Raw genomic sequence first — 22,227 nt, 5'->3', positions numbered from 1 at the left:
GAGTAGCATTAGCCCTGTACCCAATTTATCGCCCTCCCAAGGAGCAACCCATCATGAAACGCCAAATACTCGCAAGCTTTGCACTTTCCCTCCTGGCCACCAGCGCATTTGCCCTGCCAGCTGCTGAACAGGCAACCCCACAAGTGAAAGCCGACGCTTCCCACTTCAGCCAAACCCTGGCTCGCAGCGGCGCTTCGGACAAGAACAACACCGACTACAACGGCAGCATCACTGAAAACGGTTCGGAACAAGCCAACAAACGTGCTTACACCGAAGGCGTTGCTGAAGGTGGCCGTGATCGTCTGGAACAGAAAGGTCTGGTTGAAGGTGGCGCTGATCGCCTGATGGAACGCAACGCTGTTGCCGAAGGTGGTCGTGATCGCCTGGAACAGAAAGGCCTGGTTGAAGATGGTTCGAGCCGCGCCAACAAACGCGCTTATGCTGACGGCGTAGTGGAAGGCGGTGCTGACCGTCTGGCAGAACTGCATCAAGCACAGAGCTAAGCCCGTGCTGGCCCTGGAAAAAAGCCCGATCAGCCGATCGGGCTTTGACTTTGTGTGAACCGCAACGCCCTTCTCCCTTTTGAAGTTCGACGCTGGCAAAGCTGATTTGCTAGAGTGCGTCGCTGTCCTTGTCCACAAAGCCCGCCTGCCAATGCTGCCCCGCGCCGAACAGAAGCAACAGACCCGACTCGCCCTGATGGACGCAGCCCGCCATCTGATGGAGTGTGGCCGTGGGTTCGGCAGCCTCAGCCTGCGTGAAGTGGCCAAGACCGCCGGCATCGTGCCCACCGGTTTCTACCGTCACTTTGCCGATATGGATCAGCTGGGCCTGGTATTGGTCAGCGAAGTCGGCCAGACCTTTCGCGCGACGATTCGCCTGGTGCGCCACAACGAATTCGTGATGGGCGGCATCATCGATGCCTCGGTGCGGATTTTCCTGGATGTGGTCGCCGCCAACCGTTCGCAATTCCTGTTCCTGGCCCGCGAGCAATACGGTGGCAGCCTCGCCGTTCGCCAAGCCATTGGTGCCCTGCGTGAAGACATCGCCAGCGACCTCGCCGCCGACCTGACCCTGATGCCCAAGCTCCAGCACCTGGATGCCGACGGCCTGCACGTGATGGCCGACCTGATCGTCAAGAGCGTGTTCGCCACCCTGCCCGACATTATCGACCCGCCCGCCGAAGCGCTGCCTGCGCACCTCACGCCGCAAGCCAAGATCACCCAGCAGCTGCGTTTCATCTTTATCGGCCTCAAGCATTGGCAAGGCCTGGGCAGCACCGAATAACTCAGCGCACAGTGTGAAAACGCTTGGCGGTGGTGTAGTTCCGGTTCCAATAGCTGTTGGCCAGTGAGTCGATGCGCACGCTTTTGCCCGTGCGTGGCGAGTGGATGAACTTGCCCTCTCCTATATAGAGACCAACGTGGCTGACCTGGCCGCGCCCATTGCCCCTGAAAAACACCGCATCACCCGGTTGCAACGCATTGCGCTTGACCGTGGCCGCGGTTGAGCGGTGCATCGCCGAGGTGGTGCGAGGCAGATGAATGTTGGCTTCGGTCTTGAACAGGTACACCAGGAAGCTGCTGCAATCGAAGCCCTGCTTCACCGAAGCGCCGCCCAATTTATAGGGCGTGCCCAACAGCTCGTGGGCGCGGTCGATCACGTTGTCGATAGTAGGTGGCGGCGCGAATGCCGGGGCACGCTGAAGATTGGCCGAAGCAGATGAAATGGCGAGCGACAAACTGACAATGAGTAAACAGAAAAATGACTTGTACATGGTGGAAACCGCTGAAGATTAAATACGGAGCGGAATCCTAATGAAACAGCGCGTAACGCAACGCACGGCAAATCCTGCAAGTGCGTAGGAAAAGTCCCAAGCAATCAAAACTCAAAAAAAGATGAAAGAAATTTCATGCAACAAGCAATGGAATTCAACGCCGAGCGCCCGGATCCGGTGCTATAAATCCAACCACGCACCAAAATGAAACATTTTGGAATAATTTCCTGCGCCATCAGGTGGCACAAGTCGCCTGCCTACAGGGAATTCCTACTCCCCGCGTGGTTGGCAAGACCCTTGCTCTAGCTTGCTTATCGCTCATAGCTGGAAGCTTTCTGATGCTGGTGATCCACCGCCGAATCGCCCCCCAACCCGTCTGGGCCGCAGAGTTGCTGCTGAATTTCGAAGCCCGCAGCAAAAGCCGCCTGCGCTGTTTCAGTGCCGACGGTGAAGACGTCGGCCTGTTTCTGGAGCGCGGCCAACCGCCGCTGCACGATGGCGAATTCCTACAGGCTGAAGACGGACGTGTCGTACGCGTGTGCGCCCGGCCTGAACAACTGCTGCACGTCACCTGCGGCAATGCCTTTGAACTGACCCGCGCCGCCTATCACCTGGGCAACCGCCACGTGGCGCTGCAAGTGGGTGACGGTTGGCTGCGCCTGCTCGATGACTACGTGCTCAAGGCCATGCTCGATCAGTTGGGCGCGACGACCGAGACCATCGAGGCCCCCTTCCAGCCGGAACACGGCGCCTATGGCGGCGGCCACCACCATTCCCGCCATGGCGACGAAGACTTCAACTACCCGCCCAAGCTGCACCAGTTCGGCGTACGCCTATGAACCCAGCCTGGGCGCTGTTGCGTCTGGCCAGTCCGCAGCTGCCGATTGGTGGCTACAGCTATTCCCAGGGCCTGGAAATGGCCGTGGAGCAAGCCCGCGTGACCGACCCGGCAAGTGCCGGGCGCTGGATCAGCGATCAACTGTTGCTCAACCTGGCGCGCTTCGAAGCGCCGCTGCTGCTCGCCCACTGCCAGGCCGCCGCCGAACAGGACTGGCCACGCCTCGCGCAGTTGTGCGAGGAACACCGCGCCAGCCGTGAAACCCGCGAGCTTTATCAGGAAAGCCGGCAGATGGGCTATTCCCTGCACCAGCTATTGAACGGTTTACCGGAGCTGGATGACGCCGCCCGAGAATTCCTGGCACAGCGCTCCGAACCGCACCTGGCCCTGGGCTGGGCCCTGGCCGCCCGCGCCTGGCAGATCAGCCCGGATGACGCCCTGGCCGCCTGGCTGTGGAGTTGGCTGGAAAACCAATTGGCGGTGCTGATGAAGACGCTGCCTCTGGGCCAACAAGCCGCCCAGCGCCTGACCAGCGAACTGCTGCCGCTGCTGCAACAAGCCCAGCAGGACGCCAGCCAGCTTGACCCCAATCACTACGGCAGCGCCGCGTTTGGCCTGTCCCTGGCGTGCATGGCCCATGAGCGCCAGTACAGCCGCCTGTTCCGTTCCTAGGGCACTTTATCTTGGAGAATCACATGAACACCCAACCCCTGCGCGTCGGCATCGGCGGCCCGGTCGGCTCCGGCAAGACCGCCCTGACCCTGGCCCTGTGCCTGGCCCTGCGTGATCGCTACAACCTGGCGGTGGTCACCAACGATATCTACACCCGCGAAGACGCCGACTTCCTGGTGCGCAACCAGGCCCTGGCGCCCGAGCGCATCATCGGTGTGGAAACCGGCGGCTGCCCCCACACCGCGATTCGCGAAGACGCCTCGATCAACCTCGAAGCGGTCGACCAACTCAACCGTCGCTTTCCCGGCCTGGACCTGATCCTGGTGGAATCCGGCGGCGACAACCTGTCGGCCACCTTCAGCCCGGAACTGTCGGACCTGACCATCTACGTGATCGATGTGTCGGCCGGCGACAAGCTGCCGCGCAAAGGCGGGCCGGGAATCTGCAAATCCGACCTGCTGGTGATCAACAAGATCGACCTGGCGCCGCTGGTAGGCGCATCCCTGGAGCTGATGAACAGCGATACCCAGCGCATGCGCGGCGGTAAACCTTTCGTCTTCAGCAATCAGAAAACCGGCGTCGGCCTGGAACAAATCGTCGCCTTCATCGAACGCCAGGGCTTGCTGACCGCAGCCTGATCAACCCCCACAAGGAGCCTGTCCATGCGCCTCAATACACTTCTCGCTGCCGCAGCCTTGCTGCTCACTCCCGCCCTCGCCTTCGCCCACCCCGGCCATGGCGACAACGGCCTGGTGGCCGGTATCAGCCACCCGCTGGGCGGCATCGACCACTTGCTGGCAATGGTCGCCGTGGGCCTGTGGGCCGCTCAACAAAAAGGCTCGGCGCGCTGGGCGCTGCCGTGCACGTTTGTCGGCACCATGCTGATCGGCGGGATGCTGGGCTTTGAAGGGCTGGAACTGCCGGCGCTGGAAAGCGGGATTGCCGCGTCGGTGCTGGCGCTGGGCCTGGCGGTAGCGCTGGCGGTGCGGCCGCCATTGTTCGTGGCGGTGGCGGCGACGGCGCTGTTTGCACTGTTCCATGGCGTGGCCCATGGTTTGGAGCTGCCGGACATGTCCAGCCCGTGGGCGTATGCCATAGGGTTTGTGGGTGCGACGGCGGTTTTGCATGCTGCCGGTTATGCCGTGGTGCGTTTCCTGCCGGCGGCGGCTGCGCCGTTGGTGCGGGTGGCGGGTGCGGTTTCGGCGGCGACTGGGGTTTGGTTGCTCGCTGCCTGAGATTTTCAGCGCTTGCGATGGCCCCATCGCGGGCAAGCCCGGCTCCCACAGGTGTACTCGATCACCTGTGGGAGCCGGGCTTGCCCGCGATGGCGGACTCACAGCCACCACTTCCCCCAAGCCTGATACCATGTCGCGCAAACACCCCTGCCGTGACGACGCCAGCCGATGCCCATCGCTCCAAGCTCCGCCCTCAAGCCTCAATTGACCGCCGTGTTGACGCACTTCCACGACCTGATCGTGCCGCTCTGGCAAGGCCCGGGCTGGAATGCCGACCTGGCGCTGCCCTATGAGGCCCTGGACGCCGATCATCGGCCTTTGCCCCCGCAACGCTATCGCGCCATGGCCTGCGCACGGCAGTTGTACCTGTTTGCCAGCCTGATCGGTGAACCCGGCGCAGCCTTTGCCGAGGAGCGCGCCGCCGCGTTGTTCCGTTCCCTGCAACGGCACTTCCACGACGCCGAGCACGGCGGCTGGTTCTACAGCATCGACGCCCACGGCAAGCCGCTGGATAAGCGCAAGGACCTCTACACCCACGCCTTCATCATCTTCGCCTGCGCCCACTATTGGGCCAAGGTACGTGAATCGCTGGTGGAATCGGTACTCGACGCCGCCCTGGAAGTGGTCGCCGAACGCTTCGCCACCGGCGACGGCCTGTACGAAGCGGTGCTGGAACGTAACTGGTCATCCCTCAAGTCTGGCCCTCTGCAAAACCCGCTGATGCACCTTGCCGAAGGTTTCCTCGCCACGCTGGCCGTGCGGGAGGACGCCGTCACCCAAGACGCGTTGCTGGACCTGGCCAACGCCATGCAGAAGCGCTTCATCGACCGCCAACACGGCGTGATGATGGAAAAACCGCTGGGCGCTGTGGATAACTGGTTTGAACCGGGGCATCAGTTCGAATGGTTCTTCCTGCTGGAATCTTCGGACCTGTTGCGCGGCACACCACTGCACACATCGCTGAACAAAGCGTTCACCTATGCCGAGCAAAAGGGTGTGGACAACCTGACCGGTGCGGTCAGCGGCATGCTCGCCCTGGACGGCAGCGTGCGCGACGGCACCCAGCGCATCTGGGCCCAGGCCGAATACCTGCGGGCGCTGACCTTGCGGCCCGACAGTGAAGCCGTGCTGCAACGCCAATTGCTGGCGCTGCAACAACGCTTCCTGCACGACAAAGGCTGGAATGAGTGCCTGGATGCCAAGGGGCACGTGAGCCGGCGGGACATGCCGTCGACCACGCCTTACCACTTGGCGACGTGCTACCTGGGCCTTACGCAATCCATTTGCGGTCCCCGGTAAAACTGATCGTCAGCCAGCGGGCCGCGTCGGGCTTGCCCAACCCTGTGGATATTTCTTCGCGCAGCCCGTCCAGGGTGGCGACGTTATCCACCGGGTAATCCGCCGGCAGCACCACATGAATCTCGATAAACCGCGCCCGCCCGTGCTTCTGCACGTAGGACACGTAATCATCGAAACCATGCCTGGCCTGGGCCGCATCCATCACTTCGCGCACTTTGCCGTCCAACTGGTCCGGCACAATCCCCAACACGTCGCGTAGCGCCGGGCGCAGGATCTTGAAGGCCGGCGCCAGCATGCTCAACGCCAGCAGGATCAGGATCAACGGGTCGACATACACCGCCCACTGCCCATAGCCCTGGGACTTGAGCAACAGCGCCGCCAGGAAGCTCACCAGCAGCCCCACCGACAGCATCGCGTCCACCAGCCAACTGATGTTGTCGAACTGGATCAGCGACGACTTGAGCGTGCGATTGCGGTAACGCACGTAGAAGAAATAGGCGAACTCGACGACGGTAAACACCGCCGCATAGATGATCACCAGGCCCAACTCGATATCGCGCCCGCCATTGATAATGCCGAACACGCCGTTGAGAAACGCGTAGATGGCGATCAACAGCAAAAAGCTGCCCTCGATCAGCAGCACCATGGGCTCCAGGTGCCAGTAGCCGAACTGGAAACGTTCGTTGCTTTTCTTGGCGATCAGCTTGGCCGTGATCAGCATCAGCACCTTGATGGCGGTGGCGATCAGCGAGAAAAAGCCGTCGAATAAAATCGATTGGGCGCCCGACACCACCCCCGTGACAATCCCGGCGATCGCCACGGCGAACATCAGGATGGTCGATTGTTTGAGCAGCGACTGCTCACCTCGGTTACTCACATATCCTCCTGTCAAAACCTTTGAACCGCACAGCGCGGCGGGGTTTTCAGGGGTGGAGTGTACCTTATGTCCTGTTTTGGCCGATTTGCCGCATATTCAAACCTGACAAAACCCTGTGGCGAGGGAGCTTGCTCCCGCTGGGGCGCGGAGCGGCCCTGGCTTTTTTGGGGCCGCTTCGCAGCCCAGCGGGAGCAAGCTCCCTCGCCACAACAGCTCGACGAACTTAGGCCTTGGCGCCACGCTCAATCGCAAACCCGGCCCAGGTCTGGCTCACTGGCATCAGCTCCAGGCGGTTGATGTTCACGTGTGCCGGGGTGTTAAGCACCCAGAAGATCGTATCCGCAATGTCCTGCGGCTGGATCGGCTCGGCACCGGCATAAGTCGCGTCATAACGCGCCTGGTCACCGGCAAAGCGCACCAGCGAGAACTCACTCTCACACAGGCCCGGCTCGATGTTGGTCACGCGCACGCCGGTGCCCTGCAGGTCGCAACGCAGGTTCAGCGAGAACTGTTTGACGAAGGCCTTGGTGCCGCCATACACGTGGCTGCCCGGGTACGGGTAGCTGCCGGCAATGGAACCGAGGTTGATGATGCCAGCGCCACGGCCGTGGGCGATCAGGCGCGGCAACAGCAGGCTGGTGGTGGTCAGCAGGCCCTTGATGTTGGTGTCGACCATGGTTTCCCAATCGTCGAGGCTGCACTTCGGCGCAGGGTCGGTGCCCACCGCCAGGCCGGCGTTGTTGATCAGCCCGCGCAGCGTGGCAAAGGACGGCGGCAGGTTGGCGATCGCCTCTTCCATGGCCCTACGGTCACGCACGTCCACCACCAGGCCGAGCACTTCGGTCTGCTTGGAAAGCTCGGCGCACAGGGCGTTCAAGCGCTCTGCGCGGCGGCCGGTGAGCACCAGTTTCCAGCCGGCTTCGGCAAAACGGCGGGCACAGGCTTCGCCAAAACCGGAGGTCGCGCCAGTAATAAACAGCGTATCGGACATGGTGTTCTCCTTGCGGGGCTACGAGGTAAAAAATCAGCCAGCAGAATGCCCGGCTACCGGGCTGGCGGCAACTGATACACGCTGTGGACACAGGTGAATGCCGCTCATGCTGTACGAAATTCAACCAATCGCCCGAAAGCCATACAGGCCGTGGCGTGCAGCCATGTGCGCGCACCTTATCCACAGCCACGTCCACAGTCTTTGGGGGCAAGTACAAAAGCTGAAAGCCGCGCTACACAAGGCTTTCAGCGCGATTCAAAAAGTTTTTTGCTTGACCTTGCGCAGCCCGTATGTAGCTCGGTTCAAAACGGTGCAACCAGGACGATGGCTCCAGGCCAGTCATTCCGGCCTCTGCGGCACTCTTTCCAGAGTTTAGTCACAGACTTATCCACAGGCCGGAGTGACATATTCCGGTCATATACCTGTGTCTTTAAACAGGTTGACAAAACCCTCGGGCGGTCACGAAAAACTCACTGATCAATAAACAACCACCACGCTGCAAGCCACGAAAACAAAGGCCTCCAGCCAGCTACTCCCACGTTACCCACAGCCGGTTCCACAGTGCTTGGGGACAAGTCAAAACTGTGACAAAACAGGGATTTGCGGCGGCTATATGTCGCGCTTTGGCAGGTGCCTGGATTTGTTGTCCACAATTTCAGGAAAGCACTGTGGATGATCGTTCCCACGCTCTGCGTGGGAATGCAGGCCGGGACGCTCCGCGTCCCAAAGCGTGACGCAGAGCGTCACAAGAGGCGTTCCCACGCGGAGCGTGGGAACGATCAGAGTTACATCAGTGCCCGCCGAGGTAGGCGTTACGCACCTCCTCATTTACCAGCAGCTCCTTGCCGGTGCCGGTAAGGCGAATCTCGCCGTTGACCATCACGTACGCCCGGTCCGACAAGCGCAGCGCATGGTTGGCGTTCTGCTCCACCAGGAAGATGGTCATGCCGGTAGACGCCAGCTCCCGCAGCGTGGAAAAGATCTGCTTCACCACGATCGGCGCCAGCCCCAGGCTCGGCTCGTCCAGCAGCAACAGCTTGGGCCGGCTCATCAGTGCGCGGGCGATGGCAAGCATCTGCTGTTCACCACCGGACATGGTCATCGCCCGCTGGTTGCGCCGCTCCTTGAGCCGCGGGAACAGCTCGAACATGCGCTGCATGTCTTCGGTGGCGAACTTGTCGCCAATCGGGATGGTGCCCATCAGCAGGTTTTCCTCGACGGTCATGTCGGGGAACACCCGCCGCCCTTCCGGCGACTGCGCAATGCCGTTGGAGGCGATGTAGTGGGACGACTTGTGGGTAATGTCGACGCCGCGGTAGATGATCTGCCCGGACTCGGCCCGTGGCTGGCCAAAGATCGACATCAGCAGCGTGGATTTACCCGCGCCGTTGGAGCCAATCAGGCTCACGGTTTCGCCTTCGTTGATGTGCAGCGAAACTTTCTTCAGGGCCTGGATCGGGCCGTAGAACACGTCCAGGTCTTTCAGTTCGAGGATTGGCTCACTCATACCAGCTCCTCTTCGTCAGCGCCCAGATAAGCCGCGATCACCTTCGGATCATTGCGGATCGCTTCCGGCCCGCCCTCGGCAATCACGTTGCCGTGGTCCAGCACCACGATGTGGTCGGAAATACTCATCACCATGCCCATGTCGTGTTCGATCAGCACCACCGTCAGGTCGTGCTCGTCCCGCAGCAGGCGAATCATCGCGCTGAGGGCTTCGGTTTCCTGGGGGTTGAGGCCGGCGGCCGGTTCGTCGAGGCAAATAATCTGCGGCCGGGTGCACATGGCACGGGCGATTTCCAGGCGGCGCTGCTGGCCGTAGGACAGCTCGCCGGCCAGGCGGTTGGCGCAGTCCACCAGGTCCACCACTTCCAGCCAGTAGAACGCATGGTCGAGGGCATCGCTTTCAGCCTTGCGGTAGCCCTTGGTATTGAGGATGCCCGCGAGCATGTTGCGGTTGACCCACATGTGCTGGGCCACCAGCAGGTTCTCCACCACCGACATTTCCTTGAACAGGCGAATGTTCTGGAAGGTGCGCGCCAAACCCGCCCGGTTCACCAGGTGAGTGCCGCCGAACATCTTGTAGAACACCCGGCTAAAGAAGCTTTTCGGCGAGACAAAGTCGGTGGCCTTGAAGCGCTCGCCCAGCAGTTGGATCACGTTGGTCTGCTTGCCGCGCACATTGAGTTCGATCTTGCCGCCGGAGGCTTTGTAGAAACCGGTCAGGCAGTTGAACACGGTGGTCTTGCCGGCACCGTTGGGACCGATCAGGGCGAAGATCGAGTTGCGCTTGACCTTGAGACTTACGTCGCTCAAGGCCTTGATGCCACCAAAGTGCATCATCAGGTGTTCCACGGAAAGAACGACTTCCTTGCTCATGGCGCCACTCCTTTACGTGGGACAACACCGGTACGGCTGATACGAATCAGGCCTCGTGGTCGCCAGATCATCATCACCACCATCAACACGCCGAAGAGCAGCACGCGGTACTCGGAGAAGCTGCGCAGCAGCTCCGGCGCCACCGTCAGCACGAACGCGGCAATCACCACGCCGACGGTCGAGCCCATGCCGCCCAATACCACGATGGCCAGGATCAGCGCCGACTCGAAGAAGGTGAACGACGACGGGTTGACGAAGCCCTGGTAGCTGGCGAAAAACACCCCGGCCAGGCCGGCAGTGGACGCGCCGATGGTGAACGCCGAGAGCTTCACACCAGCACGTGGTTGAGGCCCATGGAACGGCAGGCGATTTCGTCTTCGCGCAAGGCTTCCCACGCGCGGCCCACCGGCATGCGGGTCAGGCGGTGCTTGATGTACAGCACCAGCAGCACCACCAGGAACAGCACGATGTAGATGAACAGGAATTTGATGTTGGGGTTGTAGTCGATGCCGAAGAACTCGTGGAACGGCACCCCGCCATCCTTCGCCTTGCGCACGAACTCCAGGCCGAAAAACGTCGGCGAGGGCACCGGCATGCCGTTCGGGCCACCGGTAAACGACAGCCAGTTATTCAGCACCAGGCGGATGATTTCACCGAAGCCCAGGGTCACGATCGCCAGGTAATCGCCGTGCATTCGCAGCACCGGAAACCCGAGTATGCACCCCGCCAGCGCCGCACAAATCGCCGCCAGCGGCAGCACCGACCAGAAGCCCAGGCCGAGGTACTGGTAACCCAGCGCCAGGCCATAGGCGCCGATGGCATAGAACGCCACGTAACCCAGGTCGAGCAGCCCGGCCAGGCCGACCACGATGTTCAGGCCAAGGCCCAGCAACACGTAGATCAACCCGAGGATCACCACGGTCAGCAGGTATTTGTTGGCAAAGAACGGGAACACGATAGCAATCACGATCAACGCCGGGATGATCCAGCGCAGGCGCGACTTGTAGTCCGGCTTGAGCACATGCACACCGGAGCCGGTGCTTTCAAACCCTTGCAGAATCCGCAGGCCCCTTGGGGTTTGCAGGAACAGGCTCATGGCGAACCGGCCGACCATCACGATGGCCACCAGGATGCCGACACGCGCCGGTTGCAGGTTGAAGCTGTAGCCGTCGAGGACCACGCCGACGATCGGACCGAACACGATCAGCGAAATCAGCCCGGCGAGTACCGCATCGACGACACTTTTCTTGATATCGATAGAGTAGGCAGCAGACATAGTTATACCTTCGCCACGAGTGGGCGACCGAGCAGGCCCTGGGGACGGAAAATCAGGATCACCACCAGCAGGGAGAAACTGAACACGTCTTTGTAGTCAGAGTTGATCAACCCCGAGAACAGCGACTCGGAAATACCCAGGATGATCCCCCCCAGCATGGCCCCAGGCAGGGAGCCGATGCCGCCGAGTACAGCTGCGGTAAATGCCTTGATGCCGATGATGAAGCCGGCATAGAAGTCGAACGTGCCGTAGTTCAGGGTGATCAGCACACCGGCCAGCGCGGCCATGGCGGCACCAATCACGAATACGTAGGAGATGACCCGGTCGGTGTTGATACCGAGGATCGACGCCATCTTGCGGTCTTGCTGGGTAGCGCGGCACATGCGGCCGAGCTTGGTGTACTTGATGATGTAGGTCAGCAGGCCCATGCCGACGAACGCGGCCACCAGGATGAACACCTTGGTGTAGGTCAATTGCACGAAGCCGGTGCCGATATCGACTCTCCAGGCGCCGGCCAGCAGCGTCGGGATGCCTTGTTGCTTGGCGCCCTGGGCGATCTGCGCGTAGTTCTGCAGGATCAGCGAAATACCGATGGCGCTGATCAGCGGTGCCAGTCGGGTGGAGTTGCGCAGCGGTTTGTAGGCGACACGCTCGATGACCCAGCCGTAGACGCCGGTGACGACGACGGTGAAGATCAGGGTGCCAAGGATGAGCAGCGGGAAGGATTCGATGCCGAAGTAAGCCAGCAGTGCCAGACTGATCGCCGCGAGGTAAGCGGAAATCATATAAACCTCGCCATGGGCGAAGTTGATCATGCCAATGATGCCATAGACCATTGTGTAGCCGATGGCGATCAAGCCATAGACAGACCCGAGGGTCAGCCCATTGACCAGTTGCTGCAGGAAAATACCATCCATAACGCAATCTCACGCAGTGAGAGCCTGCACACCTGTGGGTGTGCGGATCTTCTAGGAGGAAAAGACAGACACAAAAGGGGCTGGCAACCAAGTCCCCGTGTGGGAGCTGGCGTGTGTGGGCGCCGGGCTTGCCCGCGATAGCGACACCTCGGAATGTCAGTCAACCCGAGGTGACGCTATCGCAGGCAAGCCAGCTCCCACAAAAGCCCGGTTCCCACAGGGTCAAGTGGCGTCTAACCCATCGCGCTAACTATTACTTCTGCTTTTCCAGCTGGTGATACTTGCCGTCCTTGTCCCACTGGTAAACCACATAGTCGGAGATTTTCAGGTCGCCCTTGGCGTCCCAGTTCTTCTCGCCCATGACGGTTTTGACCGGGTGGGATTTCAGCCATTTGGCCGCGTCTTCGCCCTTGTTGGACTTGGCGCCATTGAAGCCGGCGGCCAGGGCCTGGATCGAGGCGTAGGCGTACAGGGTGTAGCCTTCAGGCTCGGTGCCATTTTTGCGGAACTCTTCCACGACGGTTTTGCTGTCTGGCAGCAGGCGCGGGTCGGCGCCGAAGGTCATGTACACGCCATCCACATACTGCGCACCACCGGCGGTCGACACCAGTTCGTCGGTGACCACGCCGTCATCGGACATGAACTTGACGTCTTTCAGGCCGGCTTCACGAATCTGCCGAACCAGTGGGCCGGCTTCCGGGTGCAGGCCGCCGAAGTACACGACGTCAGCACCGGTGGAGCGGATCTTGGTGACCAGGGCGCTGAAATCTTTCTCGCCACGGGTCAGGCCTTCTTCCAGCACCGGCTTCACGCCGCGCTTGGTCAACTGCGCCGCAGTGGCGTCGGCCAGACCTTTGCCGTAGGTGTCCTTGTCGTTGATAACGGCAACTTTCTTGCCCTTGAGCACGTCGACGATGTAGTCGCCGGCCACGATGCCTTGCTGATCGTCACGACCACACATGCGGAACACGGCCGACAGGCCACGCTCGGTAACCTGCGGGTTGGTGGAGCCCGGGGTGATCATGATGATGCCCGCTTCGTCGTACACCTCGGACGCCGGGATAGTGTTCGACGAGCAGAAGTGCCCGACCACGCCAATCACTTTGTCCTGGTCTGCCAGACGGTTGGCCACGGCCACGGCCTGCTTGGGTTCGCAGGCGTCATCGCCGGCCACCAGCTTGATCTGCTCGCCGTTGATGCCGCCGGCCTTGTTGATGACATCGGCTGCCGCCTGGGCACCTTTCATGTACTGCTCACCAAATGCCGCGTTGGCGCCGGTCATCGGCCCCGCTACGCCAATCTTCACATCAGCTTGAGCAAACGCAGAAACACCCAGCGCCGCAGCAACGGCGAGGGCTAGAAAACCTTTCTTGTAAAACGTCTGGGACATGAGTGGTGCTCCGAGGTTTTTGTTGAATTGGCACTGCAGCTTCACTTCAAAAACTTTCGGAGAAAGCCCAGAGCAAGCGTCGTGCCATTACGTTTTTATTATTCAAAAAGACACGGTGTCATTGTTATTGCAGGTTTTTGAGCGCCTTTTGATTGGACGTGCAACCGTCTATCTCAACCAGGTGCAACCATTGGACCTATAAAGTGCAACCCGACCAATCAAGCACTGCAACCCGGCCACTAAACGGCCACCCTTAAACATGTAACAGCGTGCGTAACGGAAGTGCACATTTACAGTGCGTTACTGCTACGACTCGCACCAATACAGATTAGTAGCCGGCTAAGAAAATGCAGGCTTCTGAGGGGTATTTCGTTGATCAGATCACGATCCGCAAGCATTGGCCCGCGTGATACAGCGAGAATCCCGCCTCGTACAAACAGCTGCGCAGGCCCACACCGGCCAACGGCTGCATCGGAGCAAAGGGGATCGGCAGTGCCTGTGGATCCTGGTGACACAGATAATCCGCGAAGGCTTTGCCCACGACACTGCCGGTCGTCACCCCGCGCCCGTTGTAACCGGTGACCGCCACCAGCCCGGGCGCCGGTTCGAACAGGCGCATCAAGTGGTCCGGGGTGAACGCGATGCAGCCGGTCCAGGTGCACTCCCACTGCACCGGCTTGAGGTACGGGAAGTAGTGCTGTTGCACCCGATCGGCCCAGGCCTTGAGGAACCACGCAGGTTTCTGGTTGCCGTTGCCCAGGCTGCCGAGCAGCAGGCGGCCTTCGGCGTCGCGGCGGATGCTGCTGAGTACCTGGCGAGTGTCCCAGGAGCCTTGCCCGCCGGGCAGGATTTGTTGGGCGGCGTCGTCGGTCAGAGGGGCCGATGCCACCTGATAGTAATAACCGGGGAAAAAGTTGCGGCGCAGCTCGGTCCACTCGCCTTCGGTGTAGGCGTTCGAAGCGATCACCACCTGTTCGGCCTGCACCGAGCCTTGGGCAGTCTGCACAGACCAGTGCTGGCCCTGGCGTTCCAGTTGGGTGACTGGGGAGTGATCGAACAACTGCCCGCCGAGCCCGACGGCGGCATTGGCCAAACCACTGGTGTAGGCCATCGGGTTCAAGGTGCCGGCCCGCCGGTCGAGCAAGGCGGCGGCGATCTTTTTGGTACCGGTGGCTTGTTCGCATGCAGCGCCGGTCAACAGCTCCACCGGTGCACCGCGACGCTTCCACTGTTCTTCACGGCTGCGCAAATCCGCCTCGCCACGGGCGTTGTGCGCCATGTGCAAGGTGCCCTCGCGACGCAGTTGGCAGTCGATCTTGTATTTGTCGATCAGGCTGAACACCAGGGACGGTGCCGCGCCGAGCATGCGGTTGAGCTGGCTGCCCACCGCGGTACCAAAACCGGCTTCGATCTCGTCCGGGGGAATCCACATCCCTGCATTGACCAGCCCTACGTTGCGCCCCGAACCACCGTGGCCGGTGCGATGGGCCTCGAGTACGGCGACACTTTTTCCTTGTTCCAGCAAGTGAATGGCTGCAGACAAACCGGTGATGCCGGCGCCGATCACGCACACATCCACTTTTACCTCGCCCTTGAGCGCGGCACGATCCGGCCGGCCAGGAGTGAGTTGTTCCCACAAACATGCTTCGCGTAATGCCATTGCCAGACTCCGATGAGACCTAACAAACCACTTTTGTTGATGTGCGAACCCGATCAAATGTGGGAGCTGGCTTGCCTGCGATGCAGGCACCTCGGTGTATCAGTTACACCGGGGTGATGCTATCGCAGGCAAGCCAGCTCCCACATTGACCGCACTTCGAGCAGAGATTCAGTCGAAGGTAATGCCCTGGGCCAGCGGCAGTTCCAGCGAGTAGTTCACGGTGTTGGTCTGGCGACGCATGTACCCGCGCCATGCATCCGAGCCCGACTCACGCCCGCCACCGGTCTCTTTCTCACCGCCAAACGCGCCACCAATCTCCGCGCCGCTCGGGCCGATGTTGACGTTGGCAATCCCGCAGTCACTGCCCACCGCCGACATGAACTGCTCGGCCTCGCGCACGTCAGTGGTAAAGATGCACGAAGACAGGCCTTGTGGCACCGCATTGTTCAGGCGCAGCGCTTCAGCGAAATCGGTATAGCCGACCACATACAGAATCGGCGCGAACGTCTCGGTGCACACCACATCACTCTGCTCCGGCATTTCCACGATGGCCGGCGACACGTAGTAAGCGTTGGGGAACGTGTCTTCCAACTGGCGCTTGCCGCCAAACACCCGGCCGCCTTCGCTCAAGGCCTGCTCCAGGGCGTCCTGCATGTTTTCGAAGCTGTGCTTGTCGATCAGCGGGCCGATCAGGTTGCCTTCCAGCGGATGGCCGATGCGCACTTTGGAATACGCAGCCTTGAGGCGGGTGACGATTTCCTCCTTCACCGACTCATGGGCGATCAAGCGGCGCAGGCTGGTGCAGCGCTGCCCGGCAGTACCGACGGCGCTGAACAGAATCGCGCGCACGGCCATGTCCAGGTCGGCGCTTGGGCCGAGGATCATCGCGTTGTTGCCGCCCAGTTCGAGAATGCTGCGGGCAAAACGTGCAGCGACTTTCGGCGCTACTTCGCGGCCCATGCGGGTGCTACCGGTGGCGCTGATCAGCGCAACACGCGGGTCATCCACCAGTGCGGCGCCGGCATCGCGGCCACCGATGATCACCTGGCTGAGGTACGGCGGCGCATCGCTGAAGTTCTTCAGTACGCGCTCGAACAGTGCCTGGCAGGCCAGGGCGGTAAGCGGGGTTTTTTCAGACGGTTTCCAGATCACTGCGTTGCCGCACACCAGCGCCAGCGCGGTGTTCCACGCCCATACGGCGACCGGGAAGTTGAAGGCGCTGATCACGCCAACCACGCCCAGCGGGTGCCAGGTTTCACGCATGTGGTGGCCCGGACGCTCGGAGGCGATGGTCAAGCCGTACAGCTGGCGCGACAGGCCGACGGCGAAGTCGCAGATGTCGATCATTTCCTGCACTTCACCCAAACCTTCCTGGGTGATCTTGCCGGCTTCCCACGACACCAGCTCGCCGAGGTCGGCCTTGTACTCGCGCAACACGTCGCCGAACTGGCGCACCAGCTCACCACGACGGGGGGCCGGCACCTTGCGCCAGGCCTCGAATGCATGCTCGGCGCGACTGACCTGCTGCTCCACCTCGGCGGCGCCTTCCCAGTGCACGCTGGCAATCCGGCTGCCATCAATGGGCGAATGCACGGGTTGTTTACCCGACTGGTACAGCGCCGGGTTTACCCCGAGACGATCAAGCAATGCGGCAACCATGGGTCACTCCTTCAATCCACAAACAGAAATATGCGCCGCCAGCGGTCGCGGCGATCCAGACCTTATTTGTAGCTGGCCCAAGACTTGCCAACAAACGACGATTAGGCGAGATATCATTCCGTTTATTCATGCTAAGAACAAAAAGAGGCGTGCCGTGCTGAATAAAAGACATTTGCCCTCGATCACCGCCCTGCAGTGCTTCGAAGCGGTCACCCGCCACCTGAGTTTTACCCGCGCCGCCGAAGAGCTGAACCTCACCCAGAGCGCTGTCAGCAAACAGGTCGCGCAGCTGGAAGAACTGTTGCAGCACCTGCTGTTTCGCCGGGTGCGCCGCCGCTTGCAGATGACCCCGGCGGGCGATCTGTACCTGGTGGAAGTGCGCAAGATCCTCACCCAGGTGGAGATGTCCACCCATTACCTGCGCTCCTACGGCGGCGAGACTGAAGTGCTGCGGGTGTCCACGCCCTACACCTTCGGTGCCCGCTGGCTGGTGCCGCGCCTCAAGGGCTGGCGACTGCGCCATCCGCAGATTCACCTGGACCTGTGCAACGAACAGGAGCCCGACGAGCTGCTGCAAGGCAAGGCCGACCTGGCCTTCTACTTTGGCCAGGGCTCACGGCCCGGCACCGAGAGCCTCAAGCTGTTCAGCGAAGAACTGGTGCCCGTGTGCTCACCCGACAGCCTGCCCGCCCAAGCATTTACCGACCCCACGCAACTGAGCGAACTGGTGTTGCTGCAAAACGCCTCGCGCCCGCAAGGCTGGCACGACTGGTTCGCCGCCCAGGGTCATCACACCGAGCACAGCTACCATGGGCCGCGCTTCGAGACCTTTTATATGTGCATTCGCGCCGCACAGGTTGGCTGCGGTGTGGCGCTGCTGCCCAGGTTTCTGGTGGAAGAAGAGCTAGCAGAAGGCAAGCTGGTGATCCCCTGGCAGCACGCGATGCCGAGCCAGGATGCGTATTACCTGGCCTACCCCGAGCACTCGGCGGAAGTGCCCAAGGTGCGGGATTTTGTGAAGTGGATGATGGAGCAGGTTGAGTCTGATTGACCTTTTTTGCCTGCAATACCGCTATCGCAGGCAAGCCAGCTCCCACATTTTGGAATGCATTCACCTGTGGGAGCTGGCTTGCCTGCGATGGCGCCAGTAGTCATCCCCAAAAAAATCACTGGCAAAACAGCACGGGTCTATGCGCCACTAGCGCCATTCCTTAATTGTGCGTAAAGGTCGGCGCCCATCGCCGACCCGTCTGGAGATTCCCGTTATGAGCGAGAGTGTGTTTGCCGATCGCATCGTGCAGAACCTGCTCGACACCGACTTCTACAAGCTGACCATGATGCAGGCGGTGCTGCACAACTACCCGAACGTGGAAGTTGAATGGGAGTTTCGTTGCCGCAACAGTGAAGACCTGCGCCCGTACCTGGCGGAGATCCGCTACCAGATCGAGCGCCTCGCCGAGCTGAGCCTGAGCCCCGACCAACTGGGCTTCCTGGAACGCATCAGCTTCATGAAGCCGGATTTCCTGCGTTTCCTCGGGCTGTTTCGCTTCAACCTGCGCTACGTGCACACCGGTATCGAAAACGGTGAGCTGTTTATCCGCCTGCGCGGGCCATGGCTGCACGTGATCCTGTTTGAAGTGCCGATGCTGGCCATCGTCAGCGAAGTGCGTAACCGCTATCGCTACCAGAGCGTGATCCTCGAACAGGCCCGCGAGCAGCTGTATCGCAAGTTCGACTGGCTGACGGCCAACGCCAGCGTCGAAGAACTGTCCGAACTGCAGGTCGCGGATTTCGGCACGCGTCGACGCTTCTCCTACCGCGTGCAGGAAGAAGTGGTGAACGTGCTCAAGCACGACTTCCCCGGGCGTTTTGTCGGCACCAGCAACGTGCACCTGGCCCGCGAGCTGAATATGAAGCCGCTGGGCACCATGGCCCACGAATGGATCATGGCCCACCAGCAACTCGGCCCACGCCTGATCGACAGCCAGATCGCCGCCCTCGACTGCTGGGTGCGCGAGTACCGTGGCCTGCTGGGCATCGCCCTGACCGATTGCATCACCACCGATGCGTTTCTCAGCGATTTCGACCTGTACTTCGCCAAGCTCTTCGACGGCCTGCGCCACGACTCCGGTGACCCGGTGCAATGGGCCGAAAAGGCGATCGCCCACTATCACAAGCTGGGGATCGAGCCCATGAGCAAGACCCTGGTGTTCTCCGACAGCCTGTCGCTGCCCAAGGCGCTGGAGATTTTCCGCGCGCTGCGTGGTCGGATCAATGTGAGCTTCGGCATCGGCACCAACCTGACCTGTGATATTCCAGGTGTGGAACCGATGAGCATCGTGCTTAAAATGACTGCCTGTAATGGCCAGCCCGTCGCGAAGATTTCCGATGAAGCGGGCAAGACCCACTGCACCGATCCGAACTTTGTCGCCTATTTGCGCCACGTTTTCAAAGTACCTGCCCTACCCAGCAAGGAGTGAATCATGCAAGCCGTACAGCGCGAGATTGCTGAACAGCTCAAGGTCCAACCACCGTTCAAGGACCAGGCCGCCCTTGAGGCGGAGGTCGCCCGGCGCGTTACCTTTATCCAGGATTGCCTGCTCAATTCAGGCCTCAAGACGTTGGTGCTGGGCATCAGCGGCGGCGTCGACTCCCTGACCGCCGGCCTGCTGGCCCAGCGTGCAATGCAAGAGTTGCGGGCTGCCAAGGGTGACGATGCGTACCGCTTTATCGCGGTGCGCCTGCCCTACGAAACCCAGTTCGACGAACACGACGCCCAGGCGTCCGTGGACTTTATCGAGCCCGACGAGCGCCACACAGTGAACATCGGCCCGGCGGTGAAATCCCTGGCCAATGAAGTGGCGGCGTTTGAAGGCAAGGCCGCAGTCTCCCGGGACTTCGTGCTGGGCAACACCAAGGCGCGCATGCGCATGGTGGCGCAGTACACCATCGCCGGCGCGGCCGGTGGCTTGGTGATCGGTACCGACCATGCGGCGGAAGCGGTGATGGGCTTTTTCACCAAGTTCGGTGACGGCGCCTGCGACCTGGCACCGCTGAGCGGGCTGGTGAAGAACCAGGTGCGCGCGATTGCCCGGCACTTTGGTGCTCCGGAATCGCTGGTAGAGAAGATCCCGACGGCCGACCTGGAAGACCTGTCGCCGGGCAAGCCGGACGAAGCGTCCCATGGCGTGACCTATGCCGAGATCGACGCGTTCCTGCACGGCGAGCCGGTGCGCGAGGAAGCCTTCAAGATCATCTGCGACACCTATCGCAAGACCGAGCACAAGCGAGTGATGCCGTTTGCACCCTGATCTGACGTAGCGGCTCATTCTGGCAAAAGGGCTTGTTGTGGTGAAGGAGCTTGCTGTGGTGAAACAGAGCTTGCTGTGGTGAAAGAGCTTGCTGTGGCGAGGGAGCTTGCTCCCGCTGGGGCGCGAAGCGGCCCCTGAAACCTTTCTGATGCTACGCGGTGACCTTATTGGGGCTGCTCCGCAGCCCAGCGGGAGCAAGCTCCCTCGCCACAAGAGCAGCCTGCCTACAGGCAAAAAAAGCGCCCCGAAGGGCGCTTTTTTTGCCTGAAGATTGCTTACTTCAGGGTCACAGTGCCTTTCATCATCGAGATGTGGCCTGGGAACGAGCAGAAGAACGCGTAGTCAGTGCCTGCCGCCAGCTTCGACACATCGAAGGTCACGGAGTCTTTCTCGCCGGCACCGATGATCTTGGTGTGGGCGATGATGCGGGTGTCACCGTCTTTCAGGTAGTTCTTGTCGATGCCGGCAGCCATGCCGTCGCTGGCGATGCCAGGCATGTCGGCGGCGGAACTCAGCACCCAGTTATGGCCCATGACGTTTTTCGGCAAGCTGCCGGAGTGGGTCAACTCAACGGTGAACGTCTTGCAGCTCTTGTCGATTTCGATGGCCTTGGTGTTGAAGGACATCTGGTCAGTGGAGTCGACAGTGACCTTGCACTCTGCAGCAAGCAACTGGCCGCTAGCCAGAGTCAGCAGGGAAACAGCAACGAGTTTGGCAAACATGTGAATCTCCAGGGCAGGGTTTAAAAAACGCATATTGCGACAAGGGTGCCTGAGTCAGGCAGGACTTCATATGATCTGTATCAACAGATTGTATACAACTTTAGGCTATCAGACTCATCGACACAATCTACCGGCCAAAGTGCGAGTGCCGGCCTATGATCGGTCCATCACCCATCCGGAGTCCCAGCCATGCACCTCAATAGTCTGTTCCGCAGCCTGCTTGCCGCCTATGCCTGTGGTGCCAGCGGCACCTGCGAAACACCTCAACGCGAGGTTTAATCCTTTGAGAGACGCAAGCCAGCCTTTACTCTTTAGCCACAACTGAGTGGAGTCAGGTATGTCCTTGAAGTCTGTCTGTGTGTTTTGCGGTGCCAGCAGCGGCACCAACCCGGCCTACCGTGAAGCAGCCGTGGCCCTCGGGCGCGCGCTGGCCGAGCGCAAGCTGACCCTGGTGTACGGCGGCGGCGCCGTGGGCCTGATGGGTATCGTCGCCGATGCGGCGCTGGAAGCCGGCGGCGAGGTGATCGGAATTATTCCCGAAAGCCTGAAAAACCTCGAAATCGGCCACAAAGGCCTGACCCGCCTGGAAGTGGTCGACGGCATGCACGCCCGCAAGGCACGCATGGCCGAACTGAGCGACGCCTTTATTGCGCTGCCGGGCGGCCTGGGGACCCTGGAAGAACTGTTCGAAGTCTGGACCTGGGGCCAGCTCGGCTACCACGGCAAACCGCTGGGGTTGCTCGAAGTGAACGGCTTTTACCGCAAGTTGACCGATTTTCTTGATCATATCGTCGGCGAAGGCTTCGTCCGGGCACCGCATCGTGCCATGCTGCAAATGAGCGAATCGCCGGCTGAGCTGCTTGACGTACTGGATGCCTGGCAACCGCTGGTCCTGCCCAAATGGGTGGACCAAAAACCCGATTAACCCTTGGGACGCGATTAAAGGCAGAATACGCGCCGCTCAACCTCACCTTCGACCCCAGAGGATCGCCCATGGCAAAACCTAATTACTCCTTCGCCAAACGTCAGAGAGACTTGGCCAAAGAGCAGAAGAAAGAGGAAAAGCTGCAGCGCAAGAAAATTGCAGCCGACGAAGAAGCCGGTGCACTGAACCCGGATGCTGAAGGTACAGTGGCTACAGACGAAACCGAAGCACCGAAAGACGCTGAATAGGTGATCGTTCCCACGCTCCGCGTGGGAATGCATCCTGGGGCGCTCCGCGTC

General features: G+C 60.9%; 22 protein-coding genes and 1 pseudogene. 12 read left to right on the top strand and 11 right to left on the bottom strand.

Going from position 1 to position 22,227, the window contains the following annotated elements; all coding sequences use genetic code 11:
* Positions 1-53: 53 nt before the first annotated feature.
* Entirely contained in the window at positions 54-503 is a 450-nt protein-coding gene (locus QF039_RS32245; RefSeq protein ID WP_003217421.1) for a hypothetical protein, read from the top strand.
* 151 nt (positions 504-654) lie between these two features.
* Complete coding sequence (locus QF039_RS32240) at positions 655-1,287, top strand: TetR family transcriptional regulator (RefSeq protein ID WP_003217423.1); 633 nt, start codon at positions 655-657, stop codon at positions 1,285-1,287.
* A gap of 1 nt (position 1,288) precedes the next feature.
* Here QF039_RS32240 and QF039_RS32235 read toward each other — a convergent pair whose 3' ends face one another.
* Entirely contained in the window at positions 1,289-1,777 is a 489-nt protein-coding gene (locus QF039_RS32235; protein WP_003217425.1) for a C40 family peptidase, read from the bottom strand.
* 338 nt (positions 1,778-2,115) lie between these two features.
* Here QF039_RS32235 and ureE point away from each other — a divergent pair, with 338 nt between their 5' ends.
* The 5 genes from ureE to QF039_RS32210 all read left to right on the top strand — a co-directional run bounded on the left by ureE (position 2,116) and on the right by QF039_RS32210 (position 5,821).
* A complete protein-coding gene (gene ureE / locus QF039_RS32230; RefSeq protein ID WP_008439076.1) occupies positions 2,116-2,616 on the top strand; it encodes an urease accessory protein UreE in 501 nt (166 codons plus the stop codon).
* Positions 2,613-3,287, top strand: coding sequence for an urease accessory protein UreF (locus QF039_RS32225; protein ID WP_003217429.1), 675 nt, complete (start codon positions 2,613-2,615; stop codon positions 3,285-3,287). Before ureE ends, QF039_RS32225 begins: the two co-directional genes overlap by 4 nt.
* Before the next feature lie 23 nt (positions 3,288-3,310).
* Positions 3,311-3,925: an urease accessory protein UreG gene (gene ureG, locus QF039_RS32220; RefSeq protein WP_307522559.1), complete on the top strand. Its 615-nt coding sequence runs from the start codon at positions 3,311-3,313 to the stop codon at positions 3,923-3,925.
* 24 nt (positions 3,926-3,949) lie between these two features.
* Positions 3,950-4,522: a HupE/UreJ family protein gene (locus tag QF039_RS32215; RefSeq protein WP_307522557.1), complete on the top strand. Its 573-nt coding sequence runs from the start codon at positions 3,950-3,952 to the stop codon at positions 4,520-4,522.
* 168 nt (positions 4,523-4,690) lie between these two features.
* Positions 4,691-5,821, top strand: a complete 1,131-nt coding sequence (locus QF039_RS32210; protein WP_008439078.1) for an AGE family epimerase/isomerase — start codon at positions 4,691-4,693, stop codon at positions 5,819-5,821.
* On the opposite strand, the gene QF039_RS32205 is transcribed toward QF039_RS32210, so the two are convergent.
* The 9 genes and pseudogenes from QF039_RS32205 to QF039_RS32165 form a co-directional block, all read right to left on the bottom strand.
* Positions 5,793-6,698: a cation diffusion facilitator family transporter gene (locus tag QF039_RS32205; protein ID WP_003217435.1), complete on the bottom strand. Its 906-nt coding sequence runs from the start codon at positions 6,696-6,698 to the stop codon at positions 5,793-5,795. The genes QF039_RS32210 and QF039_RS32205 overlap by 29 nt on opposite strands.
* A 223-nt stretch (positions 6,699-6,921) precedes the next feature.
* Positions 6,922-7,689, bottom strand: a complete 768-nt coding sequence (locus tag QF039_RS32200; RefSeq protein WP_307522554.1) for an SDR family oxidoreductase — start codon at positions 7,687-7,689, stop codon at positions 6,922-6,924.
* A 790-nt stretch (positions 7,690-8,479) separates the two neighbouring features.
* Positions 8,480-9,196, bottom strand: coding sequence for an ABC transporter ATP-binding protein (locus tag QF039_RS32195; protein ID WP_003217439.1), 717 nt, complete (start codon positions 9,194-9,196; stop codon positions 8,480-8,482).
* The gene (locus tag QF039_RS32190; RefSeq protein ID WP_177083144.1) at positions 9,193-10,068 is read right to left on the bottom strand and encodes an ABC transporter ATP-binding protein; all 876 of its coding nucleotides are present in this window, start codon (positions 10,066-10,068) and stop codon (positions 9,193-9,195) included. The genes QF039_RS32195 and QF039_RS32190 overlap by 4 nt, the downstream gene beginning before the upstream one ends.
* A pseudogene (livM, locus tag QF039_RS32185) lies at positions 10,065-11,344 on the bottom strand (high-affinity branched-chain amino acid ABC transporter permease LivM). The gene QF039_RS32190 and the pseudogene livM overlap by 4 nt, the downstream one beginning before the upstream one ends.
* A 2-nt stretch (positions 11,345-11,346) precedes the next feature.
* Positions 11,347-12,261, bottom strand: a complete 915-nt coding sequence (locus QF039_RS32180) for a branched-chain amino acid ABC transporter permease (protein WP_003217447.1) — start codon at positions 12,259-12,261, stop codon at positions 11,347-11,349.
* 253 nt (positions 12,262-12,514) lie between these two features.
* A complete protein-coding gene (locus QF039_RS32175; protein ID WP_307522548.1) occupies positions 12,515-13,651 on the bottom strand; it encodes a branched-chain amino acid ABC transporter substrate-binding protein in 1,137 nt (378 codons plus the stop codon).
* A 376-nt stretch (positions 13,652-14,027) separates the two neighbouring features.
* The gene (locus QF039_RS32170; RefSeq protein ID WP_307522546.1) at positions 14,028-15,311 is read right to left on the bottom strand and encodes an FAD-binding oxidoreductase; all 1,284 of its coding nucleotides are present in this window, start codon (positions 15,309-15,311) and stop codon (positions 14,028-14,030) included.
* A gap of 168 nt (positions 15,312-15,479) precedes the next feature.
* The gene (locus QF039_RS32165; RefSeq protein WP_003217452.1) at positions 15,480-16,970 is read right to left on the bottom strand and encodes an aldehyde dehydrogenase family protein; all 1,491 of its coding nucleotides are present in this window, start codon (positions 16,968-16,970) and stop codon (positions 15,480-15,482) included.
* Between the two features lie 154 nt (positions 16,971-17,124).
* Here QF039_RS32165 and QF039_RS32160 point away from each other — a divergent pair, with 154 nt between their 5' ends.
* The 3 genes from QF039_RS32160 to nadE all read left to right on the top strand — a co-directional run bounded on the left by QF039_RS32160 (position 17,125) and on the right by nadE (position 20,281).
* On the top strand, positions 17,125-18,021 hold the full coding sequence (locus tag QF039_RS32160; RefSeq protein WP_003217454.1) for a LysR family transcriptional regulator: 897 nt from the start codon (positions 17,125-17,127) through the stop codon (positions 18,019-18,021).
* Positions 18,022-18,235: 214 nt separating this feature from the next.
* A complete protein-coding gene (gene pncB, locus QF039_RS32155) occupies positions 18,236-19,450 on the top strand; it encodes a nicotinate phosphoribosyltransferase (RefSeq protein WP_003217456.1) in 1,215 nt (404 codons plus the stop codon).
* Positions 19,451-19,453: 3 nt separating this feature from the next.
* A complete protein-coding gene (nadE, locus tag QF039_RS32150) occupies positions 19,454-20,281 on the top strand; it encodes an ammonia-dependent NAD(+) synthetase (protein WP_003217462.1) in 828 nt (275 codons plus the stop codon).
* A gap of 275 nt (positions 20,282-20,556) precedes the next feature.
* Here nadE and azu read toward each other — a convergent pair whose 3' ends face one another.
* Positions 20,557-21,003, bottom strand: coding sequence for an azurin (azu, locus tag QF039_RS32145; protein WP_008439083.1), 447 nt, complete (start codon positions 21,001-21,003; stop codon positions 20,557-20,559).
* A 337-nt stretch (positions 21,004-21,340) separates the two neighbouring features.
* Here azu and QF039_RS32140 point away from each other — a divergent pair, with 337 nt between their 5' ends.
* Both QF039_RS32140 and QF039_RS32135 read left to right on the top strand, forming a co-directional pair.
* On the top strand, positions 21,341-21,928 hold the full coding sequence (locus QF039_RS32140) for a TIGR00730 family Rossman fold protein (RefSeq protein WP_003217468.1): 588 nt from the start codon (positions 21,341-21,343) through the stop codon (positions 21,926-21,928).
* A gap of 68 nt (positions 21,929-21,996) precedes the next feature.
* Positions 21,997-22,176, top strand: a complete 180-nt coding sequence (locus QF039_RS32135) for a hypothetical protein (RefSeq protein ID WP_003217470.1) — start codon at positions 21,997-21,999, stop codon at positions 22,174-22,176.
* The last annotated feature ends 51 nt before the right edge of the window (positions 22,177-22,227 follow it).

It is taken from the genome of Pseudomonas sp. W2I6, from assembly GCF_030815935.1.
In the GTDB taxonomy this organism is placed as follows: domain Bacteria; phylum Pseudomonadota; class Gammaproteobacteria; order Pseudomonadales; family Pseudomonadaceae; genus Aquipseudomonas.
The sequence above is the reverse complement of the archived record's forward strand: the minus strand, read 5'-3'. Positions and strand labels throughout refer to the sequence as shown.

Excerpts from the sequence above, each read along its gene's own strand:
- ureG (WP_307522559.1), top strand. The coding sequence starts at position 3,311 with ATGAACACCCAACCCCTGCGCGTCGGCATCGGCGGCCCGGTCGGCTCC.
- QF039_RS32215 (WP_307522557.1), top strand. The coding sequence starts at position 3,950 with ATGCGCCTCAATACACTTCTCGCTGCCGCAGCCTTGCTGCTCACTCCC.
- ureE (WP_008439076.1), top strand. The coding sequence starts at position 2,116 with ATGCTGGTGATCCACCGCCGAATCGCCCCCCAACCCGTCTGGGCCGCA.
- QF039_RS32235 (WP_003217425.1), bottom strand. The coding sequence starts at position 1,777 with ATGTACAAGTCATTTTTCTGTTTACTCATTGTCAGTTTGTCGCTCGCC.
- QF039_RS32165 (WP_003217452.1), bottom strand. The coding sequence starts at position 16,970 with ATGGTTGCCGCATTGCTTGATCGTCTCGGGGTAAACCCGGCGCTGTAC.
- QF039_RS32245 (WP_003217421.1), top strand. The coding sequence starts at position 54 with ATGAAACGCCAAATACTCGCAAGCTTTGCACTTTCCCTCCTGGCCACC.
- QF039_RS32190 (WP_177083144.1), bottom strand. The coding sequence starts at position 10,068 with ATGAGCAAGGAAGTCGTTCTTTCCGTGGAACACCTGATGATGCACTTT.
- QF039_RS32200 (WP_307522554.1), bottom strand. The coding sequence starts at position 7,689 with ATGTCCGATACGCTGTTTATTACTGGCGCGACCTCCGGTTTTGGCGAA.
- QF039_RS32140 (WP_003217468.1), top strand. The coding sequence starts at position 21,341 with ATGTCCTTGAAGTCTGTCTGTGTGTTTTGCGGTGCCAGCAGCGGCACC.
- azu (WP_008439083.1), bottom strand. The coding sequence starts at position 21,003 with ATGTTTGCCAAACTCGTTGCTGTTTCCCTGCTGACTCTGGCTAGCGGC.
- QF039_RS32170 (WP_307522546.1), bottom strand. The coding sequence starts at position 15,311 with ATGGCATTACGCGAAGCATGTTTGTGGGAACAACTCACTCCTGGCCGG.
- QF039_RS32240 (WP_003217423.1), top strand. The coding sequence starts at position 655 with ATGCTGCCCCGCGCCGAACAGAAGCAACAGACCCGACTCGCCCTGATG.
- QF039_RS32210 (WP_008439078.1), top strand. The coding sequence starts at position 4,691 with ATGCCCATCGCTCCAAGCTCCGCCCTCAAGCCTCAATTGACCGCCGTG.
- QF039_RS32225 (WP_003217429.1), top strand. The coding sequence starts at position 2,613 with ATGAACCCAGCCTGGGCGCTGTTGCGTCTGGCCAGTCCGCAGCTGCCG.
- nadE (WP_003217462.1), top strand. The coding sequence starts at position 19,454 with ATGCAAGCCGTACAGCGCGAGATTGCTGAACAGCTCAAGGTCCAACCA.
- QF039_RS32195 (WP_003217439.1), bottom strand. The coding sequence starts at position 9,196 with ATGAGTGAGCCAATCCTCGAACTGAAAGACCTGGACGTGTTCTACGGC.
- QF039_RS32175 (WP_307522548.1), bottom strand. The coding sequence starts at position 13,651 with ATGTCCCAGACGTTTTACAAGAAAGGTTTTCTAGCCCTCGCCGTTGCT.
- QF039_RS32135 (WP_003217470.1), top strand. The coding sequence starts at position 21,997 with ATGGCAAAACCTAATTACTCCTTCGCCAAACGTCAGAGAGACTTGGCC.
- pncB (WP_003217456.1), top strand. The coding sequence starts at position 18,236 with ATGAGCGAGAGTGTGTTTGCCGATCGCATCGTGCAGAACCTGCTCGAC.
- QF039_RS32180 (WP_003217447.1), bottom strand. The coding sequence starts at position 12,261 with ATGGATGGTATTTTCCTGCAGCAACTGGTCAATGGGCTGACCCTCGGG.